Source organism: Pseudomonas sp. I3-I5 (assembly GCF_022699445.1).
GTDB lineage: Bacteria > Pseudomonadota > Gammaproteobacteria > Pseudomonadales > Pseudomonadaceae > Aquipseudomonas > Aquipseudomonas fulva.
In genome coordinates this window covers 939763-958661 of the sequence record NZ_CP093940.1, presented here as the reverse complement: position 1 = coordinate 958661, position 18899 = coordinate 939763, and the positions used below count along the sequence as shown (strand labels likewise).

General features: G+C 63.9%; 12 protein-coding genes. 9 read left to right on the top strand and 3 right to left on the bottom strand.

The genetic code is table 11. The features are described from left to right. Window positions 1-60 precede the first annotated feature (60 nt). The 3 genes from MOP87_RS04250 to metR all read left to right on the top strand — a co-directional run bounded on the left by MOP87_RS04250 (window position 61) and on the right by metR (window position 4325). Window positions 61-1965, top strand: a complete 1905-nt coding sequence (locus tag MOP87_RS04250; RefSeq protein ID WP_027915363.1) for an ATP-binding protein — start codon at window positions 61-63, stop codon at window positions 1963-1965. Continuing rightward, on the top strand, window positions 1962-3290 hold the full coding sequence (locus MOP87_RS04245) for a sigma-54 dependent transcriptional regulator (protein ID WP_242810157.1): 1329 nt from the start codon (window positions 1962-1964) through the stop codon (window positions 3288-3290). Before MOP87_RS04250 ends, MOP87_RS04245 begins: the two co-directional genes overlap by 4 nt. A 117-nt stretch (window positions 3291-3407) precedes the next feature. Further along, window positions 3408-4325 carry a LysR family transcriptional regulator gene (gene metR / locus MOP87_RS04240; RefSeq protein ID WP_206405957.1) on the top strand — a complete coding sequence of 306 codons (918 nt, stop codon included), beginning with the start codon at window positions 3408-3410 and terminating at the stop codon, window positions 4323-4325. Here metR and MOP87_RS04235 read toward each other — a convergent pair. Then, on the bottom strand, window positions 4309-4722 hold the full coding sequence (locus MOP87_RS04235; RefSeq protein WP_027915365.1) for an NUDIX domain-containing protein: 414 nt from the start codon (window positions 4720-4722) through the stop codon (window positions 4309-4311). The genes metR and MOP87_RS04235 overlap by 17 nt on opposite strands. A 131-nt stretch (window positions 4723-4853) precedes the next feature. On the opposite strand from MOP87_RS04235, the gene MOP87_RS04230 reads away from it, so the two are divergent. From MOP87_RS04230 to MOP87_RS04210, 5 genes are all read left to right on the top strand, one after another. Beyond that, on the top strand, window positions 4854-9182 hold the full coding sequence (locus tag MOP87_RS04230) for a DEAD/DEAH box helicase (protein WP_242810156.1): 4329 nt from the start codon (window positions 4854-4856) through the stop codon (window positions 9180-9182). 29 nt (window positions 9183-9211) lie between these two features. Then, on the top strand, window positions 9212-10831 hold the full coding sequence (locus MOP87_RS04225; RefSeq protein ID WP_027915366.1) for an FMN-binding glutamate synthase family protein: 1620 nt from the start codon (window positions 9212-9214) through the stop codon (window positions 10829-10831). A 125-nt stretch (window positions 10832-10956) separates the two neighbouring features. Next, on the top strand, window positions 10957-14106 hold the full coding sequence (locus MOP87_RS04220; RefSeq protein ID WP_027915367.1) for a transglycosylase domain-containing protein: 3150 nt from the start codon (window positions 10957-10959) through the stop codon (window positions 14104-14106). 84 nt (window positions 14107-14190) lie between these two features. Further along, on the top strand, window positions 14191-14727 hold the full coding sequence (locus MOP87_RS04215) for a PadR family transcriptional regulator (protein WP_027915368.1): 537 nt from the start codon (window positions 14191-14193) through the stop codon (window positions 14725-14727). Next, a complete protein-coding gene (locus MOP87_RS04210) occupies window positions 14720-15481 on the top strand; it encodes a siderophore-interacting protein (RefSeq protein WP_242810155.1) in 762 nt (253 codons plus the stop codon). The genes MOP87_RS04215 and MOP87_RS04210 overlap by 8 nt, the downstream gene beginning before the upstream one ends. A 140-nt stretch (window positions 15482-15621) precedes the next feature. On the opposite strand, the gene MOP87_RS04205 is transcribed toward MOP87_RS04210, so the two are convergent. Both MOP87_RS04205 and MOP87_RS04200 read right to left on the bottom strand, forming a co-directional pair. Beyond that, window positions 15622-16245: a Pr6Pr family membrane protein gene (locus MOP87_RS04205; protein ID WP_027915370.1), complete on the bottom strand. Its 624-nt coding sequence runs from the start codon at window positions 16243-16245 to the stop codon at window positions 15622-15624. Window position 16246: 1 nt separating this feature from the next. Continuing rightward, the gene (locus MOP87_RS04200; protein WP_027915371.1) at window positions 16247-16468 is read right to left on the bottom strand and encodes a VF530 family protein; all 222 of its coding nucleotides are present in this window, start codon (window positions 16466-16468) and stop codon (window positions 16247-16249) included. A gap of 160 nt (window positions 16469-16628) precedes the next feature. On the opposite strand from MOP87_RS04200, the gene MOP87_RS04195 reads away from it, so the two are divergent. Beyond that, window positions 16629-18674, top strand: a complete 2046-nt coding sequence (locus MOP87_RS04195) for a TonB-dependent receptor (protein ID WP_027915372.1) — start codon at window positions 16629-16631, stop codon at window positions 18672-18674. Window positions 18675-18899: the final 225 nt, after the last annotated feature.

The following is an 18899-nucleotide window of genomic DNA, read 5'->3' as shown; positions in this document are numbered from 1 at the left end:
AGCCGCTCGGCCCCGCCGCCCTTGCGGGCAGCGGGCGCTGGTCGTGACGAGGTCACTGTGATGAAATGCGACCCCTCGCTCCTGTTACCTGCCAAGCCTGCCGTGAAAGCCCGCCTTGTTCGCCAACTGCTGTTACCACCGCTGATCGTCCTGCTGATGATCGGGCTGGGCATGGCCGGGTTCCTGATCAGCGAGAGCAACGGCATACGGGTGCTCAGTGAAAATGGCGAACGCCAGTTGGAATTGCATGCACGCACGGTCGAAAGCGAGATCAGCAAGTACACCTACCTTCCCAGCCTGCTGGAACTCGAAGACAGTGTGTCGCACCTGCTGACCGACCCTGATGGAGGTTCACGGCAAACCGTCAACGAATACCTCGAAGGCCTCAACCGGCGCAGCCGCAGCCGCGCGATCTTCGTGCTCGACACCCAGGGACGGGTGCAGGCCACCAGCAACTGGCGCGATACCGACTCCTTCCTGGGTGAAGACCTGTCGTTTCGCGCGTATTTCCAGACCGCCGTGCGTGGCGAACCGGGGCGTTTCTACGGCATTGGCAGCACCACGGGCGAAGCCGGTTACTACCTGGCCCATGGGCTCGAGGAGCATGGCAAGATCATCGGCGTGGCCGTGATCAAGGTGCGCCTCGATACCTTGGAGGAACGTTGGCAGCGCGCCCGCCTGGAAGCGTTCGTCAGCGACGAGAACGGGATCATCATTCTTTCCAGCGATCCGGCTCGACGCCTCAAATCAGTCCGTCCGCTGACCCCGCAAACCAAGGAGCGCCTGGCGCGCAGCCTGCAATACTACTGGTGGCCGCTCAACGAGCTGCAACCGCTGGGGCGCGAGACCCTGGCCGACGGGGTGGAAAAGCTGACCTTCCCGGCCAACAGCGAAACGGCCCAGGGCAACCCGCATGAGGTGGCCTACCTGGCCCAGACACGTCGCCTGGTCGATACGCCTTGGCACTTCACGCTGCTGACGCCGCTTCAGGACCTGCGCCGCGAGTCCATGGTGCAAGGTATTCTGGTTGGCGTGGCGTTTGCCTTGCTGACCATTCTGGGCATCGCCTGGAACGAGCGACGCAAAGTCATCGCCACCCGCCTGGCAGCCCGCGAGGCGCTGGAGCAAGCCAATAGCCAGCTTGAGCGTCGCATCGCCGAGCGTACGGCCGACCTGCGGGCCAGCAATGAGCGGCTCAAGGGGCAGATACGCGAGCGCCGTCATGCCGAGCAGACCCTGCGCCAAGCCCAAGACGAACTGGTGCAGGCTGGCAAACTGGCGGCCATCGGGCAGATGTCCACCAGTATTGCCCATGAGCTCAATCAACCCTTGGCGGCGCTGCGTACCTTGTCGGGCAATACCGTTCGGTTCATCGAACGCGGCGCTCTGGATACCGCCAGTACCAACCTGCGCACCATCAATGGCCTGGTCGACCGCATGGGCCGCATCACCGCCAGCCTGCGTTCATTCGCCCGACGCAGCGACGACAGCGGCCAGGCCGCAGTGGCCAAGGCGGTCGAAGCCAGCCTGCAGGTGCTGGCAGAACGCATCAATAGCAGCCACCTACAGGTACACCGCGATTACGAAGACCTGCAGTTGGCCATCGACCAGACCCGCCTGGAGCAGATTCTGGTCAATCTCATCGGCAACGCCCTGGATGCCATGGCTGTCCAGCCCCAGCCGGCCTTGTGGCTCGAAGGCGAACTGCAAGGTGACAAGTACCGCTTGCAGGTGCGCGACAACGGCCATGGCATCGATCCGGAGGCACGCAAGCATCTTTTCGAACCGTTCTTCACCACCAAGCCGGGCGACGATGGCCTTGGCCTGGGCCTGACCCTCTCGGCCAGCCTTGCTGCGGCCGCCAAGGGCAGCCTCAGTGTCGAGCATCCTGCCAGCGGCGGCACAGCCTTCGTGCTGATCCTGCCTTTGGCATCCACCCCCACCGAATCGGCAGACTTTCCATGACCCAAGCGCCCCTTACCGTTCTGATCGTCGAAGACGACCCCCATGTCCTTCTTGGCTGCCAGCAGGCACTGGCGCTGGAGGACATCGGTTGCGAAGGCGTGGGCAGTGCCGAACAGGCGCTCGAACGCATTGGCGATGATTTTGCCGGCATCGTGGTCAGTGACATTCGCCTTCCGGGTATCGATGGCCTAGAGCTGCTCAACCGTCTCAAGGCACGCGATCGCAGCCTGCCAGTCGTCCTGATCACCGGGCACGGCGATATCGACATGGCCGTCGGCGCCATGCGCAACGGCGCGTATGACTTCATGGAAAAGCCTTTCTCGCCCGAGCGGCTGGTCGATGTGGTGCGCCGTGCGCTCGAGCAGCGCGGTCTGTCCCGCGAAGTGTCGGCGCTGCGCCGCCAGCTTGCCGGGCAAAGCAGCCTGGAAGGGCGCATCATCGGGCGCTCGCCCGCCATGCATCACCTGCGCGAACTGATCGCCAACGTGGCGGACACTTCTGCCAATGTGCTGATCGAGGGTGAAACAGGCACCGGCAAGGAACTGGTGGCCCGCTGCCTGCACGACTTCAGCCGTCGCCAGGGCCAGCCCTTCGTGGCACTGAACTGCGGTGGCCTGCCAGAGAACCTGTTCGAGAGCGAGATATTCGGCCACGAAGCCAACGCCTTCACCGGTGCTGGCAAACGCCGCATCGGCAAGATCGAGCACGCCAACGGCGGCACGCTGTTCCTCGATGAAGTGGAAAGCATGCCGATCAACCTCCAGATCAAACTGTTGCGGGTGTTACAGGAGCGTACCCTGGAACGGCTCGGCTCGAACCAGAGCATTCCAGTGGATTGCCGGCTCATTGCGGCGACTAAGGCCGACCTCGACAGCCTGGGTCAGAGCGGGCAGTTCCGCAGCGACCTGTATTACCGTCTGAACGTGGTGACCCTCGAACTGCCACCGCTACGCGAACGCCGCGAAGACATCCTGCAGCTGTTCGAACACTTCCTTCAACAATCGGCCCTGCGGTTCGACCGAGAGACGCCCACTCTGGACAGCCAGACCCTGTCACGGCTGATGGCCCACGACTGGCCGGGCAACGTTCGCGAATTGCGTAACGTGGCCGAGCGCTATGCGCTGGGTCTGCCCGCCTTCAAGAAAGGCCCTACGGGCACCAGCAGCCAAGGGCTGGGCTTTGCCGAAGCTGTGGAGGCCTTCGAGCGCAACCTGCTCAGTGACGCCTTGCAGCGCACCGGCGGCAACTTGAGCCAGGCGAGCCAGGAGTTGGGCATGGCGAAGACCACGTTGTTCGACAAGGTCAAGAAATACGGGCTTGGTTGAGTTACCCAGGCGCTGCACCGTTTCAGTCGATAGGCAAGGCACGGTCGACAGCGACGGCAACATGAGGGAAACTCAACTCCATGATGTTCACCCTCAGCCTTACCCCCGGAGTCAGCTGTGCTGGAGATTCGCCACCTGAAAACCCTTCATGCCCTGCGCGAGGCAGACAGCCTGGTCGAAGCGGCCGAGCGGTTGCACTTGACCCAGTCGGCCTTGTCACACCAGTTCAAGGAGCTGGAAGAGCGCCTGGGCCTGACGTTGTTCGTGCGCAAGAGCAAGCCCATTCGCTTCACCAGCGCCGGGCTGCGCCTGCTGCAACTGGCCGACGCCACGCTTCCCCTGCTGCGTGGCGCCGAGCGCGATATCGCCAGACTGGCGGGGGGCACGGCCGGTCGCTTGCACATGGCCATCGAATGCCACAGCTGTTTCCAGTGGCTGATGCCCACCATCGATCAGTTCCGTGATGCCTGGCCTGAAGTGGAACTGGACTTGGCGTCAGGCTTCGCGTTCGCGCCCTTGCCCGCCTTGGCCCGTGGCGACCTGGACCTGGTGGTGACCTCCGATCCCCTGGACCTGGCCGGCATCACCTACGTTCCTCTGTTCACCTACGAAGCCATGCTGGCAGTGGCCAACCAACACCCGTTGGCCGGCAAACCCTACATGGTGCCCCAGGACCTGGCGGACCAGACCCTGATTACCTACCCGGTGGAACGCGACCGTCTGGACATCTTCACCCGCTTCCTGGAGCCAGCCGACATCGAACCTGCGGCCGTACGCACCTCCGAGCTCACGGTCATGATGATGCAGTTGGTGGCCAGCGGCCGGGGCGTGTGCGGCATGCCCCATTGGGCCTTGCACGAATACAGCTCTCGCGGCTACGTCAAAGGCAAGCGCCTGGGCGAAAAAGGCCTGTTCGCGACACTCTACGCGGCCGTGCGCACCGACATGCTCGATGCGCCCTACATGCGCGATTTTCTACTGACGGCCAAGGACACTTCGTTCGCCACCCTCGACGGTGTCAGCGCGGTACGCTGAGCAACTGGTGGTATAGCGGCAGGATCAGATCACGGGTCAAGGGCGCCAAGGGCATTTCTGGCGTCTGGTCAGCGGCCAGCCAAGTGATCTCCTCGATTTCGGCCGCCGGCATTACCGCTGCCGCGCAGTCCACCCGGAACAGCTCGGCCTGCACCTCGAACCCCGGCTCATTGGCGGCCGGGGCACTGAACTGGCCAAGGCGCACGGCCTTGGCGGGGTCGATCTGCAGGCCCAGTTCCTCGAGCAGCTCCCGGGCAAGCGCCTGAACCGGGGTTTCGCCTGCATCGATCTTGCCGCCCGGCTGCATGAATGCCTGGGTGCCGCGCTTGCGCACCAGCAGGGTGCGACCTTGCGGGTCCAGCAATAATGCGGCGGCAATGCGGATGATATTGGCCATGGGTGATCTCCCTGAAAATGGGCGGCGAGCATCCCATGCCTCCCCGACCGTGACAAGGCCACTGCCAGGCTCGGACACAGGCGGACGAACGGTCACTTGCCAACCTGGCCTGTACCCTTCATAACCTTCTCATGACGCTTCCTGCCGCGAACCATCCAGTACTTGAGCTGTTCCATCCAGGCGTTGCGGCCTGGTTCTCAGGCCATTATCCGTCGGTGACCGATGCCCAGGCCCAGGCCTGGCCGCTCATCCAGGCGGGACAATCCGTGCTGCTGGCAGCGCCGACCGGCTCAGGCAAGACGCTCAGTGCATTCCTGGCAGTGCTCGACGCGCTGTTTCGCCAGGGGCTGGAGCAGGGCGGCACATTGCACGCCACCACGCAAATCGTCTATGTATCGCCCTTGAAAGCCCTGTCCAACGACATCCGTTTGAACCTGCAAGTACCGCTGGAGGGCATCCAGCGCGCGCTCCAAGCGCAAGGGCACGCAGCCCCCACCATCACCACGGCGGTGCGCACCGGTGATACGCCCCAGAAAGAACGTATCGCCATGCGCAAGCAGGCGCCGCACATTCTAGTCACGACCCCGGAGTCCCTGTACGTGCTGATGGGTTCGGCCTCTGGACGTGAAGGCCTGCGCACGGTGCACACCGTCATTGTCGATGAGATCCATGCCCTGGCCGGCAACAAGCGCGGTTGCCACCTGGCGCTGACCCTCGAACGCCTGCAAGCGTTGTGCGACCGTCCGCTGCGACGCATCGGCCTGTCTGCCACCCAGCGTCCGGTCGAACGCGTGGCGCAGTTTCTGGTGGGCAGCGGGCGGGCCTGCGCCATCGTCGATGTGGGGCACGCGCGTCAACGTGACCTGGCCATCGAAATCCCACCCGTGCCACTGGGGGCGGTGCTCGACCAGGATGCCTGGGGGCTGGTCTACGATCGTTTGGCCGAACTGGCCCGTGCGCATCGCACCACCCTGGTGTTCGTCAACACCCGGCGGCTGGCTGAGCGTATCACCCGTCACCTGAGCGATCGGCTGGGCGCGGCGGCGGTGGCCGCTCACCATGGCAGCCTGTCCAAGGAGAGGCGCCTGAGTGCCGAGCAGCGCCTGAAGGCCGGCGAGCTGCAGGTGCTAGTTGCCACGGCCTCGCTGGAACTTGGCATCGACATCGGCGACATCGACCTGGTGTGCCAGGTCGCTTCACCCGGCTCGATCGCAGCGTTCCTGCAGCGCGTGGGGCGTGCTGGGCATCAGGTGGACGGGGTGCCCAAAGGACGGTTGTTCGCGACATCGCGAGACGACCTGATCGAGTGCGTGGCGCTGCTCGATTGCGTGCGCCGCGGCGAGCTGGATGAAGTACAGGTACCGCAGGCGCCGCTGGATGTACTGGCCCAGCAGATCGTCGCCGAGGCCAGCAACCAGACCTGGCACGAGCGAGCGCTGTTCGACTGCCTGCGCCAGGCCATGCCGTTCGACACGTTGGCGTACGAACATTACGACGCCTTGCTCGGCATGCTTGCCGAAGGCTACAACGGCCGTCAGGGCGTGCGCGGCGCGTACCTGCACCGCGATGCGGTCAGCGGCATGGTGCGAGGGCGCCGTGGCAGCCAGCTCACCGCTTTGACCAGTGGCGGGACGATTCCCGACAATGCCGACTACGCCGTCATGCTCGACCCCCAGGCGCTGAACATCGGCAGCGTCAACGAAGACTTCGCCGTGGAGAGCATGGCTGGCGACATCTTCCAGCTGGGCAATGCGTCCTATCGCATCCTGCGCGTGGAGGCCGGGCGAGTCCGGGTCGAAGACGCACACGGCCAGCCCCCCACGATCCCGTTCTGGCTAGGCGAAGCCCCTGGGCGCAGCCGCGAGCTCAGCGCTGCCGTGGCCAGGCTGCAAGGGCAGATCGATGACCGCCTGCAACACGCCGGTGGCTCGCTGCCGCACGTGCTGGCCTGGCTGCAAGCCACCTTCGAACTGGACGCCAGCTGTGCCGAACAGTTGCTCGACTACCTGGCCCGTACGCGGCAGGTACTGGGCGCCCTGCCCTCCCAGGACACCCTGGTGATGGAGCGCTTCTTCGACGAGTCAGGCGGCACGCAGCTGATCATTCACTCGCCGTTCGGCAGCCGCATCAACCGCGCTTGGGGGCTGGCCCTGCGCAAGCGGTTCTGCCGTACCTTCAATGTCGAGCTGCAAGCGGCAGCCAGTGAAGATGCCATCGTGCTGTCGCTGTCAACCAGCCACAGCTTCCCCCTCGACGAAGTGTGGCGCTACCTCGACAGCCGCAGCGCCGAGCAGGTGCTGATCCAGGCCGTGCTCGACGCCCCGCTGTTCGGTGTGCGCTGGCGCTGGAACGCGGGTGTGGCGATGGCCTTGCCGCGTTTTGCCGGTGGTCGCAAAGTTGCGCCGCAGATCCAGCGCATGAAAAGCGAGGACCTGATCGCCTCGGTATTCCCCGATCAGATCGCCTGCCTTGAGAATCTGCCCGGTGAACGGCAGGTGCCGGACCACCCACTGGTTCGTCAGACCCTCGACGACTGCCTGCACGACGCCATGGATAGCAAGGGCTGGCTGGTGTTGCTGCGGCGCATGGAAAGCGGTGCCGTGCGCCTGCTGGCATGCGACCTGCCGGCGCCCTCGCCGCTGGCCTCAGCCATTCTCAACGCCAGGCCTTACACCTTTCTGGATGATGCCCCGATTGAAGAGCGTCGTACCCAGGCGGTCCTTAATCGCCGCTGGGCGGATGTGCAGTCAGGCGATGAGCTGGGTGCACTGGATGCGGATGCGATCGCGGCGGTGGCAGCCGAGGCTTGGCCGCAGCCGGTCAACGCTGATGAAATGCATGAAGCGCTGATGAGCCTGGGCGCCATCAGCCAGACAGAAGCCCAGGCAGGCTCACGCTGGCGTACGCTGCTTGACCAGCTGGCCAAGCGGGGCCGGGCCGTCTACCTGCCTGAGCAGGCGTTGTGGCTGGCCCGTGAGCGCCTGACGCTGTTGCAAGCCGTCTACCCCGATTGCCCTCTGGTGCCTGCCGTCGAACCGCTGCCTGGCTTCGATCAACCCGTGGACCACGGCCTGGCGCTGCCCGAATTGCTGCGTGCCCGGCTGAGCGGCCATGGGCCTGTCACCGTCGCCCAGCTTGCGGGGCCGCTGGGCAAGCCCATCGCTGAGGTGGAACAGGCCTTGGCCCGGCTCGAGGCCCAAGGCCATGTGCTACGGGGCCATTTCAGCCCGGATGCAGTAGCCACACAGTGGTGCGAACGCCACCTGCTGGCGCGTATTCACCGCTATACCGTCAAACGCCTGCGCCGGGAGATCGAGCCCGTCAGCCTGCAGGACTTCATGCGTTTCCTGTTTCACTGGCAACACCTTGATCCGGGGCAACGGTTGCAAGGGCCGCAGGCGCTGCCTGCTGTGCTGGCCCAGCTGCAGGGATTTCCAAGTGCGGCCGGGGCGTGGGAAGCCGACGTGCTGCCGGCGCGCGTACGCGATTACAGCCCCAGCTGGCTCGACGAGGCTTGCCGCAGCGGGCAGTTCGCCTGGAGCCGGTTGGCAAGCACCGTGTCAGCCAGCACGGTGGCCAGCACGCCTGTGGTGTTGCTGCCTCGCGAACACCTGCAGCTGTGGCGAAGCCTGGCCCCACCCCCGAGTCTCGACACCTTGGGACCACGCGCCCAGCGGGTGCATGACGCCCTGAAAACCCGGGGTGCACTGTTCTTCGACGAATTGGCCCAAGAGGCCCGCCTGCTCCCCAGCGAACTGGAAACGGCCCTGCAGGCGCTGGTCGGTGCAGGCCTGGCCAATGCCGACAGCTTCACCGGGCTGCGCAGCCTGATCACCCCGGCCGCTCGGCGCACCACGCGTCGGCCTCGCTTCGGTCACCTGCCCTTGTCCAGCAGCATGGCCCATGCAGGGCGCTGGGCCCTGCTGGCGCGCAGCGAAGCCGAGCTGGATCAGGATCAGCGCATCGAACACCTTGCTCGCCTGCTGCTGCAGCGCTACGGGGTGATGTGCTGGCGCCTGCTGGCGCGTGAGAGCGATGTGCTGCCGCCCTGGCGTGATCTGCTGCGCTGCTACCATCGCCTGGAGGCGCGTGGGGAAATACGGGGCGGGCGCTTCATTGCCGGATTGTCCGGCGAACAGTTCGCCTTGCCCGAAGCCGTGGCAATGCTGCGCCAGGTTCGCCGGCAAGCGGCGGACGGCACACTGGTGGTGGTCAGCGCCAGTGATCCGCTGAACCTGATCGGCACGTTGCTGCCGGGGGCCAAGGTACCTGCCACCAGCGGCAACCGGCTGCTCTACCGCGACGGCGTGCCGGTGGCTGCGCGGGTGGGCAAGCGTTACGACTACCTGGTCGAGGCTTGCGCGGCGCAGCAGACGCAGTGGCGGCAGTTGCTGCTGCGCGACACGGCCTTTGCAGGGACGGACAAGTTGGCTATGGTCGGGGCTCAACCCAGGCCGTGAGCCTGACCGAGCCATCGCAAGGACCCTGTATGAGCCTGTCACTTCTCAGCCGTTATGCGGTGTTCGCCATCTGCATCGTGTTTACCCTGGCAACCCTGCCATTGATCCACCACCAATGGCTGTGGCCCTTCACCCTGACAACCGGCCTGCTCAGCCTGATAGGCCTGTTCGACCTGTTGCAGAAACGCCACGCCGTGCGTCGCAACTACCCGATCCTGGGCAACATCCGCTACCTGGTGGAAACCATTCGCCCGGAAATCCGCCAGTATCTGCTCGAAGCAGACAGCGACGCCCTGCCCTTCTCCCGTGCCCAACGCTCGCTGGTCTACTCCAGGGCCAAGAACCAGGTCTCGGACAAACCGTTCGGCACCCTGATCGACGTCTACGCGTCCGGCTTCGAGTTCATCGGCCACTCCATGCGCCCGGCGCCGTTGGCTGACCCGGCAAGCTTTCGCATCACCATCGGCGGCCCGCAGTGCAGCCAGCCGTATTCAGCTTCGATCTTCAACATTTCCGCCATGAGTTTTGGCTCGCTCAGCGCCAACGCCATTCGCGCATTGAACCAAGGCGCGAAACTGGGCAACTTTCACCACGACACCGGTGAGGGCAGCATCAGCCCCTACCATCGCGAGCACGGCGGTGATTTGGTATGGGAACTGGGCAGCGGGTATTTCGGGTGCCGCACCTCGGACGGACGTTTCGACCCGCAGGCATTTGCCGCGCAGGCACGCAGCCCGCAGGTGCGCATGATCGAGGTCAAGATGAGCCAGGGCGCCAAGCCTGGGCATGGCGGCATACTGCCCAAACACAAGGTCACCCAGGAAATTGCCGAAACCCGCGGCGTCCCGCTGGGCGAGGACTGCATCTCGCCATCGCGGCACAGCGCGTTTTCCACGCCAATCGAAATGATGCAGTTCATCGCCCAACTGCGTGAACTGTCGGGCGGCAAACCCGTGGGGTTCAAACTCTGCCTGGGTCACCCGTGGGAGTTCATGGGCATCGCCAAGGCCATGCTGCAAACCGGCATCCTGCCTGACTTCATCGTGATCGATGGCAAGGAAGGCGGCACCGGGGCCGCCCCCGTGGAGTTCACCGACCATATCGGGGTGCCGCTGCGCGAAGGCCTGTTGTTCGTGCACAACACCTTGGTGGGCTTGAACCTGCGCGACAAGATCAAGCTCGGAGCCAGCGGCAAGATCGTCAGCGCCTTCGATATCGCCAGCGTCCTGGCCATCGGTGCGGACTGGGCCAACGCCGCGCGGGGGTTCATGTTCGCCATCGGCTGCATCCAGTCCCAGAGCTGCCACACCAACAAGTGCCCGACGGGTGTGGCCACGCAGGATCCGCTGCGCCAACGTGCCCTGGTGGTGCCGGACAAGGCCGAACGGGTGCTGAACTTCCATCGCAACACCCTGCGTGCCTTGGCCGAGATGCTGGCTGCAGCTGGGCTGGAACACCCGTCGCAGCTCGAAGCCAAGCACTTGGTGCGGCGCATTTCAGCCACCGAGATCAAGCTGTTCTCGCAAATGCATGTGTTCCTCAAGCCGGGCGAGCTACTGACCGGTGAGGTCGATGGGCAATTCTATTCGCGCATGTGGCAACTGGCCCGAGCGGACAGCTTTGAGCCCAACAGCGAGGTAGCCGCCTGAATGCTTGAGCGCGGCCCTGCCGCGCACCCGCTTTATTCCGCAGTTTCCACAAAATTTTCACATACCCGGCGCAACGTCTAAGCTTCAGGCAAGCAAGACGAAAATACCTGGCTGGATAGACGATTATGGGCGCACTGTGGCAAACGGAACCAAACACCAAGCAAGCACCCGAACAAACGCCTGCCGAGACGCCAGAACCCAAGTCCCCTCGTCAGCGCCGGCTATGGTGGCGTCTGATCATCCTGATTCTGCTGGTGGGCGCTGGCGCTGTCGGCTTCGCGGCCTATGAAGAGTTCCGCACGTCCGAGCTGCAATCGCGCGAGTTCAGCAAGCTGGCGAGCACCCTGACCTACTCGCTGCAGCCCGGTCCCAGCGATGCGATCGTGTACCCAGGCGAGGGACCGTTCGATAAGCGCCTGGGCTATAGCTCGCTCGGCGAGTTCCTGCCGCGCCTGCTCAAGCGCGATTACCTGATCAGCCAACAAGTGCGATTCTCGCCGGCGCTGGTCAATTACGTCGATCATGGGCTGTTCGCGCCCTATATCGAAAAGGTCCAGGCAGGTCTGGCGATTACCGATTGCCGGGGCGACATGCTCTACCAGTATCAGTATCCCCAGTACCTGTACCCGGACTTCGCCTCGATTCCCTCGGTCGTGGTCAACAGCCTGCTGTTCATCGAGAACCGCGACCTGCTCGACACCCGTGATCCGCGCAACAACCCGGCAGTGGACTGGCCGCGTTTCGCCAAGGCTGCCTACAGCCAGATCGCGCGCTACCTGGCCCTGCCTGGCCAATCCGCCGGCGGCAGTACCCTGGCCACCCAGCTGGAGAAGTACCGCCATTCACCCGACGGGTTGACCGTGTCGGGCGCCGAGAAGATCAGGCAGATGATTTCTGCCAGCGTGCGCGCCTATCAGGGCGGGCCGGACACCACCGAGGCGCGCCAGCGCATCGTGCGTGATTACCTCAACAGCGTGCCGCTGTCCGCCGTGCCGGGTCATGGTGAAGTCCACGGCATGGCCGAAGGCCTGCGCGTGTGGTATGGAGCAGACTTCGAGCACGTCAACCGCGCGCTCAATGACACCGCCACGGATGCGCAGAGCCTGGCGGCCCGCGGCCTTGCGCTGCGTCAGGTGCTGTCGTTGATGATTGCCCAGCGCCGGCCATCGCACTACCTCTCCAAGGGGCGCGTGGAACTTGCCGAGCTGACCGACGCCCACGTTCGTGTGCTGGCAGCGAACCAGATCATCCCTCAGGCGCTGGCCGATGCCGCGTTGGCCAGCAAGGCCGTCTACCGTGACTGGGTCGCGCAGCCGACCATCGTGCCTATCGTCACCAACAAGGGCATCAGCCTGGCCCGCAACCGTCTTTCGGCCATGCTCAACCGCCCGCTGTACGACCTCGACCGTCTGGACCTTTCCGCCACCAGCACCTTGCAGGCTGACCTGCAGCTGCAAGTCAGCGAGTACCTCAAGCATCTGGCCGACCCGGCCTTCGCCGCGCAGATCGGCCTGATTGGCGAGCGTTTGCTGACTGCCAAAACCACCGACCAGGTCAGCTACAGTTTCACCCTGTTCGAACGCACTGCCGATGGCTCACGCGTGCGGGTCCAGACGGACAGCACCGACCAGCCCTTCGACATCAACGAAGGCAGCAAGCTGGAACTGGGTTCGACCGCCAAGCTTCGGGTGCTGACCACCTACCTGGAAATCGTCGCCGAGCTGCATGACAAGTACGCCGGCAAGCCTGCGGCCGAGCTGAAGAAAGTCGAGGTCGCCGACCTGGACGTCATCAGCCGCTGGTCACTGGACTGGCTGATGCAAAACAGCAGAAACCAGAGCCTGGACGCGATGCTCGACGCCGCCCTTGAGCGCAAGTATTCGGCCAGCACTGGCGAATCCTTCTTCACCGGCGGCGGCATGCACGTGTTCAATAACTTTCGCAAGGAAGACAACGGCCGCAACCCTACCCTCAAGGACGCCCTGCGCGAATCGATCAACCTGCCGTTCATCCGCCTGATGCGCGACGTGGTGCGCTACGTCACCTATCAGCAGCCCTTGAACAGGGTGCCGCTGCTCAAGGATGATGCTGACCCGCGCCGGCAGGAGTACCTGGCAAAGTTCGCCGACAAGGAAGGGACCAGCTACCTGATGCGTTTCTGGCGCAAGTACCAGCGCAAGACCTCGCAGCAACGCCTGGACACCTTCCTGGACGGCATGCGCGTGACACCCCAGCGCCTGGCGGCCGTGCACCGCTACCTGTTCCCTGAGGCTGGCCAGGCCACGTTCAACGCCTTCGTGCGGGCCCATAGCAAAGACAGCAAGCTCGCCCAGAGCAAACTGACCGACGACCGTCTGGTACAGATGTACGATGCCTACGGCCCGGGGCGGTATAACCTGCCTGACCAGGGCTTCATCGCCAAGGTCCACCCGCTGGACCTGTGGCTGCTGGGCTATCTGCTCAAGCACCCTGCATCGACCTTGAGCGAAATGATCAACGCCAGCCGCTTCGAACGCCAGGAGGTCTACAGCTGGCTGTTCAAGAGCCGTCACCAGGGCGCACGGGACAGCCGCATCCGGACCATGGTGGAAATCGAGGCGTTTCTCGACATTCATCAGCGCTGGAAGCGGGTGGGCTATCCCTTCGATCACCTGGTCCCGTCGCTGGCGACCGCTATTGGCAGCTCCGGTGACCGGCCTGCCGCGCTTTCCGAACTGGTGGGCATCATTCAGAACGACGGTGTACGGCTGCCGACACTGCGCATCGATACCCTGCACTTTGCAGCGGACACGCCGTACGAGACCAAACTGATCAGCGACCCGGATCGGGGTGTGCGGATACTGCCGGTCGAGGTAGCGCGCGCGCTCAAGGGCGCCATGTCGCAAGTGGTGGACGCAGGTACCGCGCGGCGCATTTCCGGCAGCTTCATGCTCAAGGACGGCACGCCTCTGGTCATGGGCGGCAAGACCGGAACGGGCGACAACCGCATCGAGAGCTTCGGCGCCGGGGGCCGCCTGATAGGCTCACGGTCGCTTAACCGCACCGCGACGTTCGTGTTCTTCCTGGGCGATAACCACTTCGGCACCTTGACCGCCTTCGTGCCCGGACGCTCGGCGGAAGCCTTCAAGTTCACCTCTGCGCTGCCGGTGCAGGTGCTCAAGGGCATGGCGCCGATCCTCATGCCCTACTTGCAGCCGGGCAACCCTAACGAATGCATCCCCCCGCAGCAGGCAAGCGTAGTTGCCCGTTCACCTGAGGATGTATCGAACGGGTAGATAAGAATCATCAGCATTTGTGGTTTGCCGAAGATACATCTTGAGTACTATCTTGAGATATATCTTGAACAGGCACTTTCCAGCATGCGCGATTCCGAAAACTTCGAACGCAAACCCGGCCGCGGCGAACGCGGCCCTCGGGTGTTCGCCCCAGGCGATCTGAAACTGCTGCTGCTCTCACTCTTGGGCGAACAGCCAGGACACGGCTACGACCTGATCAGGCAAATCGAAAAACGCTTCGATGGCAGCTATACGCCGAGCCCAGGGGTGATCTATCCCACGCTCAACTTCCTGGAGGAGGCCGAACTCATCCAGGGTCAGCCTCAAGGCAGCAAGCGGCTGTACACCATCACCGACACGGGCCGCAGCGCCTTGACCGAGCAGGCCGTGGCACTGGACGGGTTACGCGTGCGTATCGAAGTCAGCAAGCATGCCCTGCGGGGTCACGACCGCCCCGCTGAGATTCACGAGGCCGTGGGCAATCTGCGCCACGCCTTGCACATGCACCATGGCCGCTGGACACCTGAGGAAATCGAGCGCGTCCGCGACTTGCTTAACGTGACCGCCAAAGCCATCGCTGGCGGCCCCCATGCCCCTGACCAGGAGAGCGCTGATGAGTGAAGCCATCCACCGCGTCAACCACGAGATTCGCCAGCGCCGCCTGAACGTGCTGCGTGTGACCGACCTGACCCCGCGCATGCGCCGCGTGACACTGGGCGGCCCCGAGCTACAGGGCTTCACCAGCCTGGGCACGGATGACCATATCAAGCTGCTGTTTGCCGAGACTGCCGAGCAGCAGCACGCCATTGATGCCCGCACGCTCAATCGGGAAGGGGGCGAGCGGCCCACCATGCGTGAGTACACCCCCCGGCGCATCGACCTGCAAGCCAACGAACTGGACATCGACTTCGTGCTGCACGGCGATGGCCCCGCTTCGACCTGGGCGGCGCAGGCGGCGCCGGGGCAAACCCTGGATATCGCCGGGCCACGTGCCTCGATGGTGGTACCGGACATCTTCGAGGCCTACCTGCTGATCGGTGACGAAACTGCCTTGCCGGCCATTGGCCGCCGTCTTGAAGCCCTGCCTACGGGACGACGGGTGGTGGCCGTCATCCAGGTTCACGATGAGCAGGAGCGTCAGCCCTTGCCCAGCCAAGCTCAGGTGGACGTGATCTGGTCCGTACGAGGTCGGGACGACCTGGTGGCCACGGTCGAGGCCTTGCCATTACCCGAGGGGACCTTGTACGCCTGGGTAGCGCTGGAGAAGAACCTGACGCGTCAGGTCAAGACATTGCTGATCAGCAAAGGTGTGGCGCAGGACGCTCTCAAGGCTGCCGCCTACTGGCGCGCCGAAGGTTCAGCAAGCGACGACTGAAAGGCTGTGGCCAAGGCCAGTCAATCAAGGCCAACGGGGCCGCGGCGGCCCTGGCAATGCCCGTCGCGGCGCTAAATTCCCTGGGCTGCTGCGCAGACTTGATGGCTGCCTGATTTGCCTGATTGACGGCACGCCCTGCCTCATCCCGCTCTCCACCTGTCAAGCATGAGCAGCACCCCGGCGATTGCCCAGAACCCTGCCAGCACACCCAGCGCATTGATCATCACCTGGGCATACCCCAGGGTGGCAACATCGATGAAGGGATAGGCGTAGACGCCAATCTCACTGCCACGCCACAACGCATAGGCGAAATAGGCGGCAGGATAGAACGCCCATAGCCCCAGGTGGTGCAGCCGCAATCGGCCCTTGGGCACCTCGAACCACCAGTACAAGGCGTAAAGCGCTGGCATGACGTCATGCAACAGCTCGTCTGCCAGCCATTGCCAACCCTCGGGCTGCCACAGATGGCGCAACAACAGGCTATACGCCAGCGCCACCAGCACGATGCTCGCCGCCACCGCCGAGCTGACCACAGGAGACAGGAAAAAGCGCCTGCTCGCCCCTTCCCGGCCAAATGCGGCATAGCTCAGGACAGTGGCCACCAGCGTATTGGTCAGCACCGTGAAGTAGCCGAACACGTTGATCAGTCCACCTATCAGGCTCGCCTGCTCCTGCCATCGCCCCCAGAGCACCAGGTATACCTGCACGCTCAGGCCTAGCCAGCCCAGCATGGCCATGGTGCTCAACCACGGGTGACGCTGCATGTCAGGCCTGGCGCTGCAGCTTGATGTACAGCTGCTCGACCTTCTCGCGGGCCCACGGGGTCTTGCGCAGGAAGGTAAGGCTCGACTTGACCGTCGGGTTGCTCTTGAAGCAGCGCACATCGATGCGTTCGGCCAGCCCCTGCCATTGATAGTGGGCGACCAGCTCGGTCAGGATCTGCTCGAGGGTCTTGCCGTGCAGCGCGTTGTGTTGGGCAGTGCTCATGCCAAGGCTCCGGTACAAAGATGCGCACCTTACACCAGTGCAGGCATCGTCGCGCACCCTGCACGGGACAAATAAGGCTGGCGGCGTGCGGCAAGGCTATGATGAAATAGAGATGTTATATTGTAACAATAAACATCTCTGCCAAGGACCGCTACCGCTCATGGTGCACTCACCGCTTCGCCTTTCTCCCCTCGCACTAGCACTTTGCATGGTTACCTCAAACAGCCAGGGGGTTGAACTCTCGCCTCAGGTCATCACTGCCAACCCGCTGGGCAGCGCCCAGTTGGCCAGCCCCAGCACGGTGCTGGAAGGCACTGACCTGCTGCAACAACAGCACAGCAGCCTGGGGGAAACCCTGAACCGACAGCCAGGTGTGGCCTCCACCTGGTTCGGGCCAGGGGCGAGCCGCCCAATCATTCGAGGCCTGGACGGGGATCGCATCCGCCTGCTGCGCAATGGCGTCGGCGCGCTGGATGCCTCGTCGTTGTCCTACGACCACGCCGTGCCCCTTGACCCCGTCACTGTCGAACGCATCGAAATCGTCCGGGGCCCCGCTGCCCTGCTCTATGGCGGCAACGCCATTGGCGGCGTGGTGAACACGTTCGACAACCGCATTCCCGATACCCCTATCGACGGCATCCAGGGCGCCGGCGAGCTGCGCTACGGTGGCGCCGACACCACACGCAGCAGTGCCGGCAAGCTGGAGGCCGGCAACGGTGCCTTCGCCCTGCACGTGGATGCCAACGCCCGTCAGTACAATGATTTGCGCATCCCAGGCTTTGCACGCAGCGCCCAGGTCCGCGATGCCGATGCACCCGGCAGCAAGCATCGCCTGGAAAACAGCGACGGCCGCCAGGACGGCGGCGCACTGGGCGGTGCCTACCACTGGGACCACGGTTATGCTGGCCTGTCCTACAGCCGTTATGACACCAACTACGGTTCGGTGGCTGAGCCCGGCGTTCGGCTGGACATGGAGCAGGACCACTATGCCTTCGCCTCGCAGTTTCGCGACCTGGACGGCCCGTTCAGCTCGGTGAAGCTCGATGCCGGGTATACCGATTACCAACATCGTGAGATCGAAGAAGGCGAAGTTCATACCACGTTCAAGAACAAGGGCTATGAAGCCCGTGTCGAGGCCCGCCACCAACCCTTGGGTCCCGTGGAAGGGGTGCTGGGAGCGCAGGTCAGCCGGAACGAATTCTCAGCGCTGGGCGAAGAAGCGTTCGTGCCGCATACCGATACCGACAGCTTTGCACTGTTCCTGCTGGAGCAATGGCACGCCACTGACCGGCTGGATTTGAGCCTCGGGGCACGGATGGAGCACACCCGCGTCGACCCGGACGGCAAGGGCAACGCGCAGTTCGCAGACGCCGACAGCGCCAGCAGCTTCAACGCCTTCAGCCTGTCGTCAGGTGCCGTGTACCAACTGGACCCGATCTGGTCGCTCGCCGCCAACCTGGGCTACACCGAGCGGGCGCCGACCTTCTATGAGCTCTATGCCAACGGCGCACATGTGGCTACCGGCGCCTATGAAGTGGGCGATGCCAGCCTGAACAAGGAAAAGGCAGTTTCGGGCGATCTGGCACTGCGCTTTGACAACGGCACGCACAAAGGCAGCGTGGGCGTTTTCTACAGCCATTTTCGCAACTATATCGGCCTGATCGGCACCGGCAACCTGCGCGAAGGTCACGATCATGATCATGAAGGCGAAGATCATGACCACGACCATGACCACGACGGCATTCCCGAATACCAGTACCAAGGTGTTCGGGCCCGGTTCTACGGCATCGAGGCGCAAGACCGGTGGCAGCTGGCGCAGAACCGCTATGGCAGCTTTGCGCTCGAATTGTCGGGTGACTACACCAGGGCCAAGAACCTCGATTCCGGCGAGCCCCTGCCACGAATCGCCCCGCTGCGCCTGAACAGCGGCCTGGTCTGGGAGCTCGACCGCTGGCAGGCGCGAGTGGACGTTGAGCACGCCGCCGCTCAACACCGCAAACCGGCCAATGAAACCCGCACCGATGGGTATACCACCCTGGGCGCCAGCGTGGGCTATCGGTTCGACGTGGGCCACAGCCAGTGGCTGGCGTTCGTGCGGGGTGAGAACCTGACGGATCAGACGGTGCGTTATGCCAGCTCGATCCTGCGTGATATCGCACCGGCCCCGGGGCGTAGCGTGGAAGTCGGCCTGCGCACTACCTTCTGAGGTAGCCCGCCTGCCACGACGGGTAACATGGGGCGCCACGCGCCCCATTTGAGTGCACTGTTACCCAAAGGGTAACAATGCACTGCGACATTTTGTCTTTTTTTCCCACGCTTTACCCTATATCCTCCCCGCCCCAAGCTGAATCGCTTCACCCATTTACCCCCTTCGTCAACCCATTGCCAGGGCCTGCCTGTCGATGCGCTTGCCGTTTTTCCAACAATCAGA

Bases quoted from the DNA above. Each gene is read 5' to 3' on its own strand.
- MOP87_RS04250 (WP_027915363.1), top strand. From the start codon at position 61: ATGAAATGCGACCCCTCGCTCCTGTTACCTGCCAAGCCTGCCGTGAAA.
- MOP87_RS04195 (WP_027915372.1), top strand. From the start codon at position 16,629: ATGGTGCACTCACCGCTTCGCCTTTCTCCCCTCGCACTAGCACTTTGC.
- MOP87_RS04220 (WP_027915367.1), top strand. From the start codon at position 10,957: ATGGGCGCACTGTGGCAAACGGAACCAAACACCAAGCAAGCACCCGAA.
- MOP87_RS04200 (WP_027915371.1), bottom strand. From the start codon at position 16,468: ATGAGCACTGCCCAACACAACGCGCTGCACGGCAAGACCCTCGAGCAG.
- MOP87_RS04235 (WP_027915365.1), bottom strand. From the start codon at position 4,722: ATGGCCAATATCATCCGCATTGCCGCCGCATTATTGCTGGACCCGCAA.
- MOP87_RS04215 (WP_027915368.1), top strand. From the start codon at position 14,191: ATGCGCGATTCCGAAAACTTCGAACGCAAACCCGGCCGCGGCGAACGC.
- MOP87_RS04230 (WP_242810156.1), top strand. From the start codon at position 4,854: ATGACGCTTCCTGCCGCGAACCATCCAGTACTTGAGCTGTTCCATCCA.
- MOP87_RS04205 (WP_027915370.1), bottom strand. From the start codon at position 16,245: ATGCAGCGTCACCCGTGGTTGAGCACCATGGCCATGCTGGGCTGGCTA.
- MOP87_RS04245 (WP_242810157.1), top strand. From the start codon at position 1,962: ATGACCCAAGCGCCCCTTACCGTTCTGATCGTCGAAGACGACCCCCAT.
- MOP87_RS04225 (WP_027915366.1), top strand. From the start codon at position 9,212: ATGAGCCTGTCACTTCTCAGCCGTTATGCGGTGTTCGCCATCTGCATC.
- MOP87_RS04210 (WP_242810155.1), top strand. From the start codon at position 14,720: ATGAGTGAAGCCATCCACCGCGTCAACCACGAGATTCGCCAGCGCCGC.